11 protein-coding genes and 1 pseudogene are annotated in these 15,903 nt (G+C 71.0%); 7 read left to right on the top strand and 5 right to left on the bottom strand.

Annotation, left to right across the window (positions count from 1 at the left end; genetic code table 11):
- Positions 1-68: 68 nt before the first annotated feature.
- On the bottom strand, positions 69-1,307 hold the full coding sequence (locus tag G9H71_RS11125) for a lycopene cyclase family protein (RefSeq protein ID WP_166281732.1): 1,239 nt from the start codon (positions 1,305-1,307) through the stop codon (positions 69-71).
- A gap of 173 nt (positions 1,308-1,480) precedes the next feature.
- Here G9H71_RS11125 and G9H71_RS11120 point away from each other — a divergent pair, with 173 nt between their 5' ends.
- From G9H71_RS11120 to G9H71_RS11105, 4 genes are all read left to right on the top strand, one after another.
- A complete protein-coding gene (locus tag G9H71_RS11120; RefSeq protein ID WP_166281730.1) occupies positions 1,481-1,639 on the top strand; it encodes a hypothetical protein in 159 nt (52 codons plus the stop codon).
- 30 nt (positions 1,640-1,669) lie between these two features.
- Entirely contained in the window at positions 1,670-2,308 is a 639-nt protein-coding gene (locus G9H71_RS11115; RefSeq protein WP_166281728.1) for a hypothetical protein, read from the top strand.
- A gap of 258 nt (positions 2,309-2,566) precedes the next feature.
- Positions 2,567-4,423, top strand: a complete 1,857-nt coding sequence (locus tag G9H71_RS11110; protein WP_166281726.1) for a trypsin-like peptidase domain-containing protein — start codon at positions 2,567-2,569, stop codon at positions 4,421-4,423.
- Between the two features lie 401 nt (positions 4,424-4,824).
- Positions 4,825-6,903 (top strand): catalase, encoded by a 2,079-nt coding sequence (locus G9H71_RS11105; RefSeq protein WP_166281838.1) that lies wholly within the window; start codon positions 4,825-4,827, stop codon positions 6,901-6,903.
- 56 nt (positions 6,904-6,959) lie between these two features.
- Here the strand turns inward: G9H71_RS11105 and G9H71_RS11100 are convergent, their stop codons facing one another.
- From G9H71_RS11100 to G9H71_RS11085, 4 genes are all read right to left on the bottom strand, one after another.
- Positions 6,960-8,600 (bottom strand): cellulose binding domain-containing protein, encoded by a 1,641-nt coding sequence (locus tag G9H71_RS11100; protein ID WP_166281724.1) that lies wholly within the window; start codon positions 8,598-8,600, stop codon positions 6,960-6,962.
- Between the two features lie 123 nt (positions 8,601-8,723).
- A complete protein-coding gene (locus G9H71_RS11095; protein WP_166281722.1) occupies positions 8,724-9,263 on the bottom strand; it encodes a hypothetical protein in 540 nt (179 codons plus the stop codon).
- The gene (locus G9H71_RS11090; protein WP_166281720.1) at positions 9,247-11,544 is read right to left on the bottom strand and encodes a hypothetical protein; all 2,298 of its coding nucleotides are present in this window, start codon (positions 11,542-11,544) and stop codon (positions 9,247-9,249) included. The genes G9H71_RS11095 and G9H71_RS11090 overlap by 17 nt, the downstream gene beginning before the upstream one ends.
- Positions 11,545-11,870: 326 nt before the next feature.
- Complete coding sequence (locus G9H71_RS11085; RefSeq protein ID WP_166281718.1) at positions 11,871-12,389, bottom strand: GNAT family N-acetyltransferase; 519 nt, start codon at positions 12,387-12,389, stop codon at positions 11,871-11,873.
- Positions 12,390-12,659: 270 nt separating this feature from the next.
- Between G9H71_RS11085 and G9H71_RS11080 the strand changes: the two genes are divergently transcribed.
- From G9H71_RS11080 to G9H71_RS11070, 3 genes and pseudogenes are all read left to right on the top strand, one after another.
- Entirely contained in the window at positions 12,660-12,848 is a 189-nt protein-coding gene (locus tag G9H71_RS11080; RefSeq protein WP_166281716.1) for a hypothetical protein, read from the top strand.
- 82 nt (positions 12,849-12,930) lie between these two features.
- Positions 12,931-13,227 (top strand): annotated as a pseudogene (locus G9H71_RS11075) (dihydrofolate reductase family protein); the annotation flags it as partial.
- Positions 13,228-13,535: 308 nt separating this feature from the next.
- Positions 13,536-14,297 (top strand): hypothetical protein, encoded by a 762-nt coding sequence (locus G9H71_RS11070; RefSeq protein WP_166281714.1) that lies wholly within the window; start codon positions 13,536-13,538, stop codon positions 14,295-14,297.
- Positions 14,298-15,903: the final 1,606 nt, after the last annotated feature.

The following is a 15,903-nucleotide window of genomic DNA, read 5'->3' as shown; positions in this document are numbered from 1 at the left end:
TGTCCGTCGTTGCCCGCTTCCCCCACGCTGCGCGCGCCCGGGCCGGCCGCCCAGGGCGCCTGCACGTGCTACCCGGTGACCGCGCGCACGAGCAGCCGCGCGCCCGGCGGCGTGGCGCACGCGGCGAGCACGTCCCGCCGCAGCCGCCACGGGAGCGCGATGAACGTGCTGCGCATCGCCGCCGTCACCGCGGTGGGGTGCGGGTCGGCCGCCGCGTAGCCCGCCCAGGTGTGCTCGGGGAGGGTGAAGAAGGCCGCGAAGAACGCGTCGAGCCCGTCCGCGTCCAGCCCCAGCAGCACGTCGAGCCCCAGCCGCAGCAGCGGCCAAGCCCGACGGCGGGAGGTCGGCCACGTCGTCCGCTCCGCCGCGCGCCGCGCTCCGGCAGCGTCCCCGGCCTGCACGGCGGCGGCCACGGCCCCGGCGAGCGGGGTCGCCAGCAGCAGCGACGCGGCGACGCTGTAGCCCGTCGCAGGATGGACCAGGCCTGCGGCCGCGCCGAGGGGGACCGTCGTCCTGCGGCGGGGCGGGGGAGGGTCTCCCAGCGGGATCGAGACGCGCTCGGCCGGCCCGACCGGGCGCAAGGCGTGCCGGGCCAGCAGTTGGTGCAGCGCCGCGCGCAACGCGGGCAGCGGGACGGGCGGGGCCGCCGCGAGCGAGGTGGCCTCCAGCAGCGTCGAGCCGTCGCCGCGGTCGAGCGCGTAGAGGAACCAAGGGAAGTCGGCTGAAACGCGCTTCGGCGTAGCCCAGTCCATGAAAAGGGCTTCGCCTTTTGCCACCAGTGCGTCGGCGCCCTCGACCAGCTCGCCCCAGGCCCGCTGCGCCGGGCCGGCCGCACCGCGACGTGGCCTGGGCCCGGTCGCGTCGAGGACCACCGCGGCGTCGATCCGGCGGCCGGAGGCGAGGCGGCCGGTCCCGTCCGGCGAGACGGCGACGAGCCGGTCGGTGACGAGCTGCGCGCCGCGGCGGGTCGCGGCGTCGAGCAGCGCCTGCCGGGCAGCGGTGTTGTCCAGCACGGCGTAGCGCCGGGCCAGCGTCAGCTCGGACCGTGCGGTGCGCACGAGGGTGCGGTCGAACGCCGAGCTGATCGTCGTGGCGGTCCCGAGGCCCAACGCCGACGCCGCCGCCTCCGCCTCGTCGTGCCAGAGGGAGTAGGTGGGCCGCCACGGAGCGTGCAGCGGATCGACGACGATGACCTGCAGCCCCTCGCGCGCACACGCCGCCGCCGCGGCGAGCCCCGCCGGTCCTGCTCCGGCGACGAGGACGTCGACCCGCTCCCGTCCCGGGACCGCCGGGCTTTGCGTCGTCACCGGTGCGAACCTATCGGCTGCCGCGCGCCCGCCGCCGTGCAGGCCGCGCATGCCCCGCCGGCCAGCGCGCAGGCCGCCCACGCGGCGGCGGTGCCGGACAGCGGGCCGTACGGCCCCCCTGCTGCGAGAAGGACGGCGGCGGCCACCCCAGCGGGGTGCCCAGCTGCGCCCCCGTGTTGACGATGCCCGTCGCGCTGCCGGTGAGCGCCTCCTCGACGTCCGTCCCCACGGAGTTCGCGGCGACCGACGAGACCCCCAGCCCCGTGCCGGCGACCGCCACGGCGACGACGAGCGGCGCCCACGGCTTCCTTCTCGTCGCCCGTACTGAGTAGCAGGAGACCTGGTTCGGGAACTGTGCGTCCATGAAGCTCTATGCCGACGACCCTTCCCACCGGCTCCGGCAGGCACTCGGGGACGCGCTCGTCCTGGCCTGGATCCTGCTGTGGGCCCGGGTCGCGTACGAGACCCACCAGCAGGTCGAGCGGCTCGGCGCGCCGGGGCGGGAGATCGAGCAGGCCGGCAGCGATCTGACGCGCAGGCTCACCTCCGCCGGGGACTCCGCCGGCGGCCTGCCGCTGGTGGGTGACCGGCTGCGCGATGCGCTGACGGGGGCGAGCGGGGCGGGGTCGGCCCTGCAAGAGGCGGGGCGTACTCAGCAGGACGCAGTCAGCGGTCTCGCGCTCCTGCTCGCCGTCCTGGTCCTGCTGCTCCCGGCCGCAGCGGTCCTGGCCCGTTGGCTGCCGCGCCGGATCGGCTGGGTGCGCGAGGCGGCCGTCGCCCGTCGTCTGACGCTCGGGCCCGACGGCCTCGAGGTCCTCGCGGTCCGCGCCCTGGCGCAGCGCCCCCTCGCGGACCTGGCCGCCCTGCCCGCCGGGACCGTGCGCGGGTGGCGGGACGGCGATCCGTCGGCCGCCCGGGCTCTGGCGGCGATGCAGCTGCGCAGTCTCGGCCTCGCTCAGGGGGTGCCGGCACCCACGACGCCGCCCGGCCAGCGCCCTTGACAAGCGCTCGCCTCCGATCTCGCCGCGGTGGCACGGCACCGCTGCCGAAATCTTCCTGACCTGGGCGTATCTCAGAGCGGGCCCGGCCCTTCCTAACCCTCGGCAAGGGCGGCGGGACGGACCGGGGCACCACGGCCCCGACCCACCCGCGACCCGCTGCCCCGACCGACACCCCCACGTGACGGCGGTCCGGCCACGAGCGACCCCCAGCGGCTCGTGCTCCGGGCGCCGAGCGGAAACCTTCTCAGGGAGACGACAGTGAACGCACGATCCCGCATGCTGCTCGCCGGTACCGCGGCGGCGATCGCGGCCGGCACCCTCGGCGCCGCCCCCGCCCTCGCCGCCGACGAGGCCGCGTCGGTCCGGCCCGAGACCCGGGTCGCCGAGCGGACGAACCCCGCCGTGCAGGCCGTGGTGACGACGTACGCGGCGACGGTGGCCCAGCGCGAGTGGACGCTCGCGCCGGCGTTCAACGACCTGGTCACCCTCGCGGTGCAGAAGGCGCTGACCGGTGGCATCGGCGCGGACGAGTCCGCGATGTGGGACTACATCACCACGCGCTTCGCACGGGACCCGGACAGCTATATCAAGACGACGGGCAAGAGCCGCTCGAAGAGCTACGAGCTGCAAGCCGTCGGGAGCGCCTTCGTGCTGACGCCCGACGGCGTCCTGGGCACGGCCGCCCACGTGGTGACCGCCGACGACGCGACGAAGGAGCAGTTCGCGTCGATGGCGGCGGAGGAGTTCTCCACCGCCGACATGACCTCGCTCGAGCTCGAGGAGCTCGACCTCTCCGACGAGGCCATCACCGCCATGCAGAAGGCGGTCGCGACCTACAACAGCACGCACGTCAAGGTCTCGATGAAGGCCCCGAAGGTCGAGGTCCTCATGGGGGTCGCCGCGAACGGCGGCACCCGGGAGGGCAAGCCGGTCCCGGCGACCGTCCTCGCCTCGTCGGCCCAGGACTCCGGGGAGGACACGGCGCTCCTGCGCATCCGCGGCTACGAGAACCTGCCGACCGTCGCCATGGGCGACAGCAACACCATGGCCGTCGGCAGCAAGGTGTACGTCAGCGGGTTCCCGGCGGACGCGACCTACATCCAGGGCATGAGCGAGGCCGCGACCCTGCAGCCCACGATCTCGGCCGGCACCATCACCGCCACCAAGACGACCGAGTCCGGGGTGCCGCTGCTGCAGACGGACGCGAAGGCCTCGCCCGGCAGCTCGGGCGGTGCCTGCCTCGACGAGAGCGGCGCCGTGATCGGCGTGCTGGTCTCCGGCGCGATCGACGACCGCGGCGTCTCGGTGGGACAGCAGTTCTGCCAGCAGGGCCAGGTGCTGCAGGACCAGCTGCGGGCGAACAACGTCACCCCGGCGACGAGCGTCACCACGACGAAGTACAACACCGCGCTGGAGGACTACTTCAACCACTACTACAAGCGTGCGCTGCCGCTCTTCCGTGAGGTGAAGGACCTCTTCCCCTCGCACGCCTACGCCGACCGCTACATCAGCGACAGCCAGACCGCGATCACCGCCGGCCAGGACGAGACGCCCTCGTCGAGCTCTCTGCCGCTGATCCTCGGCGGCGCGGCTGCGGCGCTGCTCGTCGTCCTCGGCGCGGTCCTGGCCGTCGTCCTGCGCCGCCGCCGCAAGCGGGCCGCAGCCGCCGCCCAGCAGGTGTTCCCCGTCGGCGCGCCCGGTGCCGGCTACGCCGAGGCTCCCGCCGGCGGCTACGGCCCCGCTGCCCAAGGCGCTCCCGTGTACGCCGCCGGCCAGCACCCGGCGATGCCGGCCCAGGGTCAGTTCCCGCAGCAGCCGCAGGGGCCGTACGCCCCGGCCTACCCCGCCGCGCCGGTGGCCGACGGCTACCCGCACGCCACCGCACCGCAGGGGGACCACCCGACCGCGCCCGTCCCGGCGCAGCCCGCGCACCAGGACCGTCCGCACGTGCCGGCGCCGTTCCAGCCGCTGGGCCACGAGTACCCGCCGGCGCCCACCCCGGCCCCGGCGCCGCAGGTCCCGGCCCAGCCGGCCTACGACGCGTCAGCCCAGCCGGAGCACCCGGCCGCGCCGTTCGGCTTCGGTCCGCGGTCGCAGGGGGTGCGCGACCTCTAGGACGCGACGAGCGACCCGGATGGGACCGGGACCAGGTACGGCCGGAGGCCGGACGGAGGCATGAGCCCCCGCCCGGCCTCCGGCCTGTCCGCGCACGAGCGCCACCCTTTTTTCCCTGGTCCGCGGCTGCCGAAACACCGGCGCGACGTTAGGGATCCGTAACCGAAAACCCCTCCAGCGACCCCTTGCCAATGGCCCTAGAGTTCGCGCGGGATCACATCTCGGGGCAGCCATCCAGAGCAGGGTGGCCAGGCGCAGGAGGTCGGGAAATGACCGCAGGGCCAACAGATGGGACAGCAGTCTCCGGCACGCCGGAGGAAAGCGATCGTGGTGGGCTGAGCCGGCGCCAGCTCATCCAGGGGGCCGGAGCGGCGGCCGGCGCGATCGCCGTCGGGGCGGCGATGCACGGGGGAGAGGCGGCCGCCGCCGAGTCCGGCGTCGCCCCCGCGGCTGCCGTGCCGGCAGCGGACCCGCCGGTGGCGTCGGGCAGGTTCCTCACCACGAACCAGGGCGTCCGCATCTCCGACAACCAGAACACGTTGCGCGCCGGCGCCCGTGGGCCGTCGTTGCTGGAGGACTTCGCCTTCCGCGAGAAGATCATGCACTTCGACCACGAGCGCATCCCCGAGCGGGCGGTGCACGCGCGTGGCTCCGGGGCGCACGGGGTCTTCCGTGTCTACCGCTCGCTGTCGCAATATACGACGGCGGCATTCCTCACCGACCCGTCGGCGACCACGCCGGTGTTCGTCCGCTTCTCCACGGTCAACGGGTCCCGCGGCTCGGCCGACACCGCGCGGGACGCCCGCGGGTTCGCGACGAAGTTCTACACCAGCCAGGGCGTCTTCGACCTAGTCGGCAACAACATCCCGGTCTTCTTCATCCAGGACGCGATCAAGTTCCCCGACCTCGTCCACGCGTTCAAGCCGGAGCCGCACAACGAGATCCCGCAGGCGTCGACGGCGCACGACAACTTCTGGGACTTCATCTCGCTCACCCCTGAGTCCATGCACATGGTCATGTGGACCATGTCGGACCGCGCGATCCCGCGCAGCTACCGCACCATGGAGGGCTTCGGGGTCCACACCTTCCGGCTGGTCAACGCCCGAGGCGAGTCGACGCTGGTGAAGTGGCACTGGAAGCCGCTCCTCGGCATCAGCTCCCTCGTGTGGCCGGAGGCCCACAAGCTCATGGGGATCGACGCGGACTACCACCGCCGCGACCTCTGGGACGCCATCGCGACGCGCAACTACCCCGAGTATGAGCTGGCGCTGCAGCTGCTGCCCGAGTCCGAGGCCGAGAAGGCCCCGTTCGACGTGCTCGACTCCACGAAGATCTGGCCCGAGGAGCTGATCCCGGCCCAGCGGGTCGGGCGGCTCACGCTCAACCGCAACCCGGACAACTTCTTCGAGGAGACCGAGCAGTCGGCGTTCCACATCGGCCACCTCGTGCCCGGCATCGACGCGACGGAGGACCCGCTCTTCCAGGGCCGGCTGTTCTCCTACCTCGACACCCAGCTCAACCGCTTCGGCACCCCGAACTTCTCCCAGCTCCCGATCAACCAGCCGAAGTCGGCGGTGAACACGTTCAACCAGGACGGGTTCATGCGCTACAACAACCGGCCGGGCAAGGTGAACTACGAGCCGAACTCGCTGGGAGCGCGCGCTGACGAGGCCAACGCGGCGCAGGGCGGCTTCGTCTCGTACGCCGCCCCGGTGTCGGGGCGCAAAGCCCGCACCCGCGCGGAGTCGTTCGGGGACCACTACAGCCAGGCGACGCTCTTCTTCCAGAGCCAGACCGAGCGCGAGAAGAAGCACATCGTCATGGCCCTGCAGTTCGAGCTGAGCAAGGTGCAGTCCGCAGCGGTCAGGCAGCGCATGCTCGGCCACCTGGCCAACATCGACACCCGGCTCGTCCGCGAGGTCGCCGCCGCCCTCGGTATGCCGGCACCCTCTGGCCGGCCGAACACCGCGATCGGCACCTCCCCGGCGCTGAGCGAGGAGAGCCTGCCCCGCCCCTCGGCGAAGGGCCGTCTCGTCGCCATCCTCGTGGCGGACGGCGTCGACGGCGCGGACGTCACCGCCCTCAAGGCCGCGGTGACGAAGGCGAAGGCCGCGTCGCACGTGATCGCGCCGCACCTGGGCACGGTCGCGGCGGCGGGCGGCAGCGAGGTCGCGGTCAACGCGACCTTCTTCAACAGCGAGTCGGTGCAGTACGACGCGGTCTACGTCCCGAGCGGCGCGGGTGCGCTGCGGACCAACGCGGAGGCGCTGCACTTCGTGCGGGAGGCGTACAAGCACTACAAGCCGATCGGCGCCGACGGTGACGGGGAGGCGTTCCTGACCGCCGCCCTCGGCAGCCGCAGCGGTCAGCCGGGCGTCGTCGTCGGCCGCACGGCGGCCTCCACGGCTCCGGCGTTCATCGACGCCGTCGTCGCCCACCGGCACTGGACGCGCAGCGGGACCGAGGACGTTCCCGCCTGACATCTGCACGTCCGGACGAGGCCCCGGTGCTCCGCGAGCACCGGGGCCTCGCGCGCTCAGCCGCAGACCGCGCCGTTCACCGTCACCGCAGGGGCGGAAGTCCCCGCCGTGCCGGTGGCGTTGAAGCCGATCGAGAGCGACTTGCCCGGCTGGATCGAGCTGCTGAACGCCGGGGCGCTGACGGTGACCGTCGTGCCGGACTGGCTCAACGTGCCCGGCCAGGCGCTGGTGACCTGTTGCCCGGCGCCGGCCTGCCAGCTCACCGTCCAGTCGGCGATGGGCTTGGTCCCCGTGTTGGTGACGACGACGGCTCCCGAGAAGCCGCCGCTCCACGAAGACGTCCGGACAGTTGCGTCGCAGGAAGCGCCGTTCGCGCGTTCCTGCGCGTAGAGCCAGTCGATCATCGTGTCGTTGAGGTAGGTCGGGACCCACGACCAGTGCGCGCTGACCGGCGTGGTGCCCGCGGCGTACGTCGTGAACAGCGTGTGGCTGCCCGCGGCCTGAGCCTGCTGCCACAGCGCGAGGGCGCGTGCGTCCGCCTCCGGCTCGGGAAGGTTGCCGGGCCAGGTGTCGCGGACGACCACCGACCCGGCCGCCTCCAAGGCGTTGACGAGACGCAGGCTGCCGTTGGTGTAGCTCACGGTCGGGTCGTCGACGGAGTGCGTGACCCAGATCGGAACGTCCTTCATCAGCGGCATCCGCGCCGGGTCCCCCGACGCGGCGATGATGATGGCGCCGGCGAACTTCGTCGGGTATCTCGGCAGGATGTCGAAGCTGCCGATGCCGCCGAGCGAGAGCCCGGTGAGGTAGAGCCGGTCGGGGTCGACGGGGTAGTCGGCGACCAGCGAGTCGATCAGCTGGATCAGCGCGGCCTGGATCGCCGGGGTCGTCCAGCCCTGGCCAGCCGGGGGAGCGGGCACCTGCGCGGCGAGGACGAAGCTCGGGTCGGTGGCTTGGCGGGACGGGTCCGCGAACGCGGTGGCGCCCTGGTTGGCCGTGATCTGGGACAGGTTGTTGAGCCCGCGCTCCCCGCCGCCGTGGAGGAAGACGACCATCGGGTAGAACGTCTTCGCCCGCGGCTTGTCGCGATAGGCCTCGGGCACGAAGAGCCGGTAGTTCAGCGCCTGCCCCGCGGTGCTGGTGAAGGTGGCGGCGAGGAAGTCGTCGACGATCGGCGTGACCGTGCTCGTGGTCGTCACCGGAAGGGCCGACGCCGCCAGCTCGAGCCGGCCGCGCGCGTCGAGGACGTCCGCCGTCTGCGTCACGGAGTACGACAGCTGGTAGGGATTGTTGATCCCACCGGTGTACTGCAGTGCGCCGGCGTTCGCGTCGTCCGTGCTGAGCTCGAGGATGAGGTACTTGCCGCGGGTGCCCTGCGCCGCGCGCTCGGGCTCGTCATTGGTGTAGGCGCGGACCACGGTGCGCGGGGCGGTGGTGACCGCGCCGTTCACCGACGACGTACGCGTCCCGACGACGGTGAAGGCGGACGTCGGCACCGGCGCCCCGAGGGTGTCCACCCGGGTCGTGTACTTGATCGCGACGGCGGTGACGAAGTGCCCCAGCGGCAGGGACTCGGTCACGATCACCGCGGAGTCCACCTGCTTGGGCACAGCGGCCTGCGCGGGGGCCGCCGCGTACGGGATCGCCATGAGCAGTGCGGCGCCGGTCAAGCCGGCGAGGGAACGGAGCCTCTTCACGTAGCCACCTCTCCATCGGGGTGTGCACGGACTCGACGACGGCTCGAACGTAGAGAGGGCACAAATAGGTGTCAACGGGCGCAGAGTGGCTGTGATCCCCCGGAACCTGCTCAGCGGTCGGAGTCACCCCACGTCGACGTCGACGGTCGCGACGAGCAGCACGGCTGGGATGCGGCGTACGGCCATGAGCAGACCGGCGCGCTCGGCGTCCGTCCCCTGCCCGAAGCGCCCCAGCCAGCGCTCGGGCTCGGGCTCGCGCGTGTCGAGAGCCAGCTCGAAGGTGTAGCGCCCCGGGGCGGCCGGACGGAACGCCGCGAAGGTCGAGAGCGGCAGGTACGCGCGGCCGCCCTCCGCGCTCGTCGGGTCGAACGTTCCGCCGGGGGAGAGCGTGACGACGTCCGCTCGGCGGAGCGGGCCGACGAGCGGGTCCTCGACGGGCCCAGGCCGGGCGACCGTTTCCGAGCCGCGGCGTACGACCGGGGCCCAGCGCGGGTAGCGCAGGCCCGACTCGGACCCGTCGAGCACGCCGACGCAGGGGACCGGCGAGGCACCGGTGTTCTCGACCTCGACCCGCACCGGGACCGGCTCCCCGCGGTGAGCCGGTCCCGGCGGCACCTGCAGCCGCAGGCGCAGGGGAGCGAGGCCGCTATCGCTCGCCGTCATCCCCGGTCTGGCCCAGGACCTCGTGCAGCAGGCGGGCCTTCTCCTGCTTCGCCTGGGTAGCGATCACCTTGACCACCGACGGCTTCACGCCCTTGTCGGCGAACGCTCTGGGCATCGCCTGGAGGGTCGCCGTCGCCTTGTCGACGTCGCCCGCCTTCGCCTCGGCCCGGGCCAGCCGGCGCATCACGAGGTTGAGGGTGATGTTGTCGACGCCGCCACCGTCGGACGACGCCTCGATGACGGAGCCGAGCCGGCCGACCGCCTCGTCGGTCCGCGCGGACCGCAGCTCGAGCGTCTTGTCCGACGTGACGGTCTTGAAGGTGCGCTCGTCGTTGACGCCCTGCACGAGTCGCGCGAAGACCGCGAGCGGGTGGTCCGGATGCCTGTCGAGCACTTCGTCCATTGCGGCTCGCGCCGGCGCGAGCGCCGGGGCGTCGGACCCGAGCAGGTAGAGCAGCTCGCCCTGGCCGTCCACCGTGAACAGGTCGGCGACCTCCTCGTCCGCGGGCGACAGCGGTGACCGCACGCGCAGGGTGAGGGTGGGCGACACGACGCTGGAGCCGTCGTCGGCGACGTAGACCGCCCGGAGCCGGTAGGTGCCGATCTGCTCGAACGTGAAGCCGTCCTGGCCGTAGCCGATGTAGGCGCTCTCGTACGCCGACGGGCGCTGCTCGTCGAGCTCGAGGAGCTGCGCGTCGTCGGCGCAACGGGGCATGAGCGGCCGGTACGCCTTCACGCGGCCGGACGGCTCCTGGACAGCGATGTGCACGAGGCCGTCGCGCGGATGCAGCCGGCCGTGCGTGCGCACCGGCTTCCGGCTCGTCGACGAGAGCTTGAGCTCGACGACGACAGGAGCTCCGAGCAGGTAGCTGCGTTCGGCTTTCAGCTCGAGCGCGAGGTCGGAGTTGTCGACCTCCCGGTCCGCGAACAGCAGGGGGTCGACCTCGGCGGCGTTGGTGCCGAAGGCGTTGCCGCCCATGATGACGTGGCCCCGCATCGCGTGGCGCAGGTGCGCGAGCTCGCTGGCGGTGAACTGGAACGGGAACGCCGCCCAGTAGGCCGCCTCCCCGCCGGGCGCCGGGGCCGGTGGCTGGAACTTCCACGCGTAGTTCATCCACGAGAGGTCACCGAGCCCGCCGTTGGGCCCGAGCGGCTGTGGCGGCTGGGCGAGGCCCTTCTGCCAGGAGTGCAGGAGGTTGAAGCAGTGGCCGAGCTCGTGGACGTACGTGCGCAGCTGGGCTCGCTGCGTCGCCGCGTCCGCTCCCTTGATGGCGTCGTAGAAGACGGCCATGCCCTGGCGCTGGTTGACGCCCGACGCGTCGTACATGATCCCGCGCACGCCGTCTTCGGCGAACTTCGTCGCGACCAGCGTGTAGACCTTCCACTGCGGGACGTTCGCCCACAGACTGAAGTTCGCCTGCATGGCGGCGTGCAGCTCGGCCTCGTCCCAGCGCGCGTCGGCCCCGGCCAGCGCGTTGGTGATGACGTTCGGCGCGCCAGCCGTGAGCAGCTGGATGCGGGCCTCGGCGAACGCGGTGACGACCGAGAGCGTGCGCGCCGGGCTGCTGGCCGGTTGCGGGAGCGAGCCGGTGTCGTAGGACACGAAGGGCACCGTGCCGGTGACCGAGTCCTGCTCCCACTGGATGGTGCGGAAGGCGCTGGACTCCCAGGCGCAGACGTACGTCGCCCCCTGCGCGCCGGCGGCGTTGAACCAGGTGAGGGTCGCGTTGGCCTGAGGCTGGAGGATCAGCACGCGGGGGATCGTGATGCGCGCCTTCGTGAACGCCGTGTTCCACGTGCACTCGGCGATGCCTTCCACGGTCACCGTCGTGGCGCTGACGGAGACCGTCGGCGCCGCGATGCGCCACGAGCCGAAGTAGGCCGTGGTCGAGCCGGACACCGAGTAGTAGTCGCCGCTCACCTTGTTGAGCTTGGTCGCGCCGTCGACGTCCACCCGGAGCTCGAGCTGGAACCCGACGGTCGAGCTGCGGTAGCGCCCGCTGACGGTCTTCCGTCGGATGGGGATCGGGACGGGGATGGGCCTAGGGATCGGGATCGGTGGTGCCGAGGCTTGCTCCTCCGCGACATCGGGAGGAGCGAGGGACAGGGTGGCCACCGTGCCCTCGCCGTTCGGGTCGCCCCTGGCCTGCATCGGGATCGAGCTGACGCCGTCCGCCAGGGCGAGCCCCGCTGCGGGTGCCGGCGCGACACCCTCGGGCTCGAGCTGGACGTCGGAATCAACGATCTCCAGGCCGTTCGGGTCGGAAATGCTTTGGGTCACTGGCCGTCTCCTTTCGGATCATTCCGCTGTGGGAAGAGACCTGTGCCGGGAAGAGAGCTGAAGGCGCTCTCCACGTACGTGTTCTTGCCGAATGGTGCGCGGGGAGAGACGGGACGAGGGCGCGCGTCGTTCCGGCGCGACAGGGGCGTCGGAAGCCTGCGGGCGAGGCGTCTCGAAGCGCACCGGCCGGGGAGGCCGCGTACGTCGTGGGAGGCCGGAGCCGAGCCGTCCCTTGCGGCGGCCTCCCTCGTAGGTGTAGCGCGCCCGGCCGCTCCCCGCAAGACGTCCGGGGCACGAGGTTGCGCGCGGGTGGAACGCCTACCGGGCTACGGCGCGAGCGGCCGGGTCCATCTCCACTCCCAGACCGTCCCGACCTCGGAGTCATGCTGGTCGGCGACGTGCTCGAAGCCGATCGACACGAGCACACCCGTCGAGGGGTTCGGGCCGGGCAGCGTGTGAGCGAGCACGTGGTCGACCTCGCCGCTGGCCACGGCGCGCTCGACGAGCGCGCGGGCCGCGGCGGCGCCGAACCCCTGGCCGCGGAACTCCGGGGCGATCTCGTAGCCGATCTCGACCGTCCGGTCCACTGGTGGCGCGGCGAACCCGCCCGAGCCGAGCAGCCGCCCGGTCACCTGGTCGACGAAGAACTGCATCGACCATGCCCGGTCAGCCTCCGGCGCCTCCCGCAGATGCTGCAGCGTGAAATCGATCGCCTCGGGGAACTCGGGCCACCCGTCGGGCACCGGCGAGCCGATCAGTTCGCCGAATAGCAAGCGGTCGCGGAGCAACGCCGTCAGCAACGGCACGGTGGCAGGAACGAGGCGAACCTGAGGAAGGATCGACATGGAACCCTCCCGGTGTGACGGAGGCGGCCTGCCCGCGTCGCCGTCAGGGCCACGACCCCGCGCTGCTCCAACGAGCAGCAGTGTAGAAGGCACGCTGCCACCGAACACATGGCGCATCAAGGGTGGCCGATGCCCTCCCACCCGATGCCTGGTTCGGTGGCCTACCTCGTAAGAAGCCCGTAAGCCGGGGATCGGTATCGACGAGGCCCAGGACGCGCCATCGTGAAATGACGCCTGGCGGAAATAGCCTGATCTCGACGAGGAGACCTCATGGTGCCACGCCTGAACGGCCGGACCATGTTCGCGCTGACGGCCTTGGCCGTTGCGGCACTGATGGCCATCGGCACCGGAGCACCTGCCAGGCCCGTCGGCCCGGACACCACGCTGCGGCTCCCTGTGATCGGCCCGGCCGGCCGCGGTCTTGCGCCGGTCGGCGCCACCGCGGTCACGCTCAACTGAACCGCCCCGGGTCTGGTGGAGGCGCTGAAGCCACGGGAGAGTGGGTCAGTGCCAGCACCGAGGAAGTAGCCGGACGAGCTGCGTGAGCGGGCCGGGGCTGGCGCTGTACGGGCGCGCAGGCCCGGGGAGGGTTCACTGGCCGACGGCCGACCAGCAGCCTGGCGCCACACCGGCGACGGTCGAGTACGCCCAGCGCTGGCGCGACATGCCGAAGATCGTGCTCTCCTCGACGCCCAGCGCGGTTGGTCACCACCCGGCCCTGGTCGGCGGCGGCACGCCGTTCTTTCTGGCTCTGGACAACTGGGCGCGCCTGGAACTGGTGAAGACGCGGGCGTTCCCCGACGGCGAGCTGTTGACCAAGTACGAGGCGAAGCGCTGAACGCGGGGAGCGCCCCTCGGGTCAGTTTCGGCGGTGATGTCGGCGGGGCTAAGCATCGCGTCGAGAGCAGCCACGCGCCCGAGAGGTCGCCAAGGCGTCCATCTCTTGCGAAGCCGCGAAGCCGGTCACGTAGTGGATGGGTGCTGACCAGGTCGATCCACTCGGTCCAGAGCGCCGACACGCGGCCGCCGACTGGCGGCGCGGCCTCGAGCTGGCAGTCGAGGTTCAATCACACCGGTTCCTCGTGGTGTTGACTGGCTGGCCCAGCGGGACTTCCATGGTGTCAACCTTGCAGAAGGGGAGGCCCCATGAAGGTGACAGCGGTGCACCGGGTGTACAACGAGACTCAGTTCACCTGGCGAGTCATCAACCATGAGACGCCTAGTGATACGAAAGGCGATCGAGGGCTCATCCCGCCGTACGCCGAGAAGGACGTCTACTTCTGGGTGCCTTGGGCCACCAAGCGAGCGGACTTCCGCAGTCACCACGTTGAACTGATTGGATCGGGCGACGACGGCACGGAGAGCGGCAGGTTCTTTCTATGGCAACACGATGACTATGCGGACGACAAGGTGCGGTTCGACCGGATCGGCTGGAATCCCCACGGTGAATGGGTTCGCGGGGAGCCGAATGGCGGAGGGGAACGCGTGATGACGATTCTCGCGAAGAACGAGGACGGTATCGCACTGAATGTCTACAAGCGCCCTGCTCCCCCTCCTCCTCTTCCGTCAACGGGGGTCACCCTGTTCCGACAGAGTGACGGTACGTACGAGGGAAGCACGTTCCGATACGAGGGTGTCATACGTTCCGTGGAAAACACTGTCTCTCAAACCGTCAGCATCTCGGGGGAACGGCGCACTGTTCACTACGGATTCAGAGTACGCCTCGTCGACGCGAACGACAACAGCGCAACCACTGACATGCTGCCCAGCGAACGCGTGACTGACCCCCTTCGAGGCCTGCTCGTCGAAGGGAAGTGGACGGGCCAGTTGATCGACCCGCTGCCTACGCCGAAGGCCCTCGGGCCAGACACTGCGACCTTGCGGGTCGAGTACGAGGTGCTCAAGTAGTCGACTGGAGCGGGATGACGGGTCCGATCTGGAGCGACGTGCGCGCCTGGTTGTGTCACGGGCCTGCGTGCCAGGGGTGGGTAAGCCCCCGAGCCCCCGCCGATAAGAGAGATTATGTCAACCTGGACGGAGCCTGTCTGGCGTCAGGTGCACGATGGCCCGTCCCGTGTAGCTCCCCTGCCCTGAGGGCGCACGGACTCTCGCTGAGGTGCCTCCAGATGTCGCTGCAGCGACTTGCATCTGATGACCAACTCGTGCATCCGATGCGAGTGAGGCGGGGTGGCCTTCGATGGGGCACCCCGCTCGCACCTACAGAGAGGCCGAGTTCCGCTTCTCCTTCAAGACACTACGCCAGCCCAAACACTAGCTCAGAGCCGTCGGATTCGCCTCCTCGTTCATCCCGACATTCACGCGTCGCGCGCATAGTCGAGCGCCACGATCGCGCGAACGATGGCTGCGAACAGCGCAAGCGCGACAGACACAACGTGCTCGTGACGGCGACCGCCGCCCACGCCACGATCGACTTGCTGACGTGGAAGACGTCATAGACGGGAGCATCCCCGTCGTAGGCCACGAGGTTGGCCTCGCCCAGCTTCAGTGCCAGAACCCACCACGAGAGGACGGCCAGAACTCCAACAACGACGGCAACGGCACCGGCGCGCCACGCGTTGAGGCCGAGAGCAGCGCGTGATCGAGACCGCCTCTTCTGGTTCTCGCTAGGTCTGAGGATGAGAGAGTCGTGCGACACACGGCCATCATCGCATCGTTCACCTTGTCACACGGACTGAGATCACTGCTTTGCGTGCATCCCATCGTCACCGGGGCGGCCTACATCGGGAGACTCCTGCACGTTCGCCCGATACGTCCCCTACTGATACCGGCTGCTACCTGTCAACCAGTGCGGATTCGCCAGCGGTCGCTGCTCAGCCCTCGGCTACGGCCACAGATCGCCGAGACCCCCGCACGGCACGCCGGCGCCACCTGGGGCGCATACGCCGCACGCCGAAGCCGTCCGACCGCCGCCCCCGGTTGAGTGCGCACCGCCGGGAATTCTCAGGAGTCCGGGCTGACAAGTCGCCAAACGTTCTGTGAGTTCCTTCGCAGTCATCGGAAGGAGCAAGACGGAAGAGTAGCGACACTGTGATTTATCGAGTGTCGGTGTCCTCGAACAGGCTGGTCTCGGGATCTTCGACAAGTAGCGACCACCGCACACCATCAGTCGTCGTCACCGTGACCGACGCCTGTCGCGCGTCCAAGGAAACGTAGTCGGACGGCGTCCCGTCGCACTGGCCCTCGGACGTCGCGAGCTGATCGAAACTTTCTAACTCCAGCTTGACGCTGCCGCCGGCCCCTACACATGCAATTCGAGCGGCGAGCTCTCGGGTCGGATCAGAAGCGCGGACCCGGTAGGTCCGCGACCCGCTGCGTCCAGCCAGGTCCAGGACCGGTCGAGTGTCCGACAGGCCCTGCTCGAGTGGCGGAAGAGTCTCAACCGGGCGGCCCTCCGGCGCAGGCGAGACAAGCCTCTCGGACGTTGGTGATGCCGAGGGAACCGAAGCAGCGTCCGAGGAAGGTGCGGAGTCTCCCCCGGTGCAGCCTGCGAGCG

The sequence above is a fragment of the Motilibacter deserti genome (genome assembly GCF_011250635.1).
GTDB lineage: Bacteria > Actinomycetota > Actinomycetes > Motilibacterales > Motilibacteraceae > Motilibacter_A > Motilibacter_A deserti.
This window is presented reverse-complemented; position numbering and strand designations above follow the sequence as displayed.

Bases quoted from the DNA above. Each gene is read 5' to 3' on its own strand.
- G9H71_RS11085 (WP_166281718.1), bottom strand. From the start codon at position 12,389: ATGTCGATCCTTCCTCAGGTTCGCCTCGTTCCTGCCACCGTGCCGTTG.
- G9H71_RS11105 (WP_166281838.1), top strand. From the start codon at position 4,825: ATGCACGGGGGAGAGGCGGCCGCCGCCGAGTCCGGCGTCGCCCCCGCG.
- G9H71_RS11095 (WP_166281722.1), bottom strand. From the start codon at position 9,263: ATGACGGCGAGCGATAGCGGCCTCGCTCCCCTGCGCCTGCGGCTGCAG.
- G9H71_RS11080 (WP_166281716.1), top strand. From the start codon at position 12,660: ATGGTGCCACGCCTGAACGGCCGGACCATGTTCGCGCTGACGGCCTTG.
- G9H71_RS11070 (WP_166281714.1), top strand. From the start codon at position 13,536: ATGAAGGTGACAGCGGTGCACCGGGTGTACAACGAGACTCAGTTCACC.
- G9H71_RS11115 (WP_166281728.1), top strand. From the start codon at position 1,670: ATGAAGCTCTATGCCGACGACCCTTCCCACCGGCTCCGGCAGGCACTC.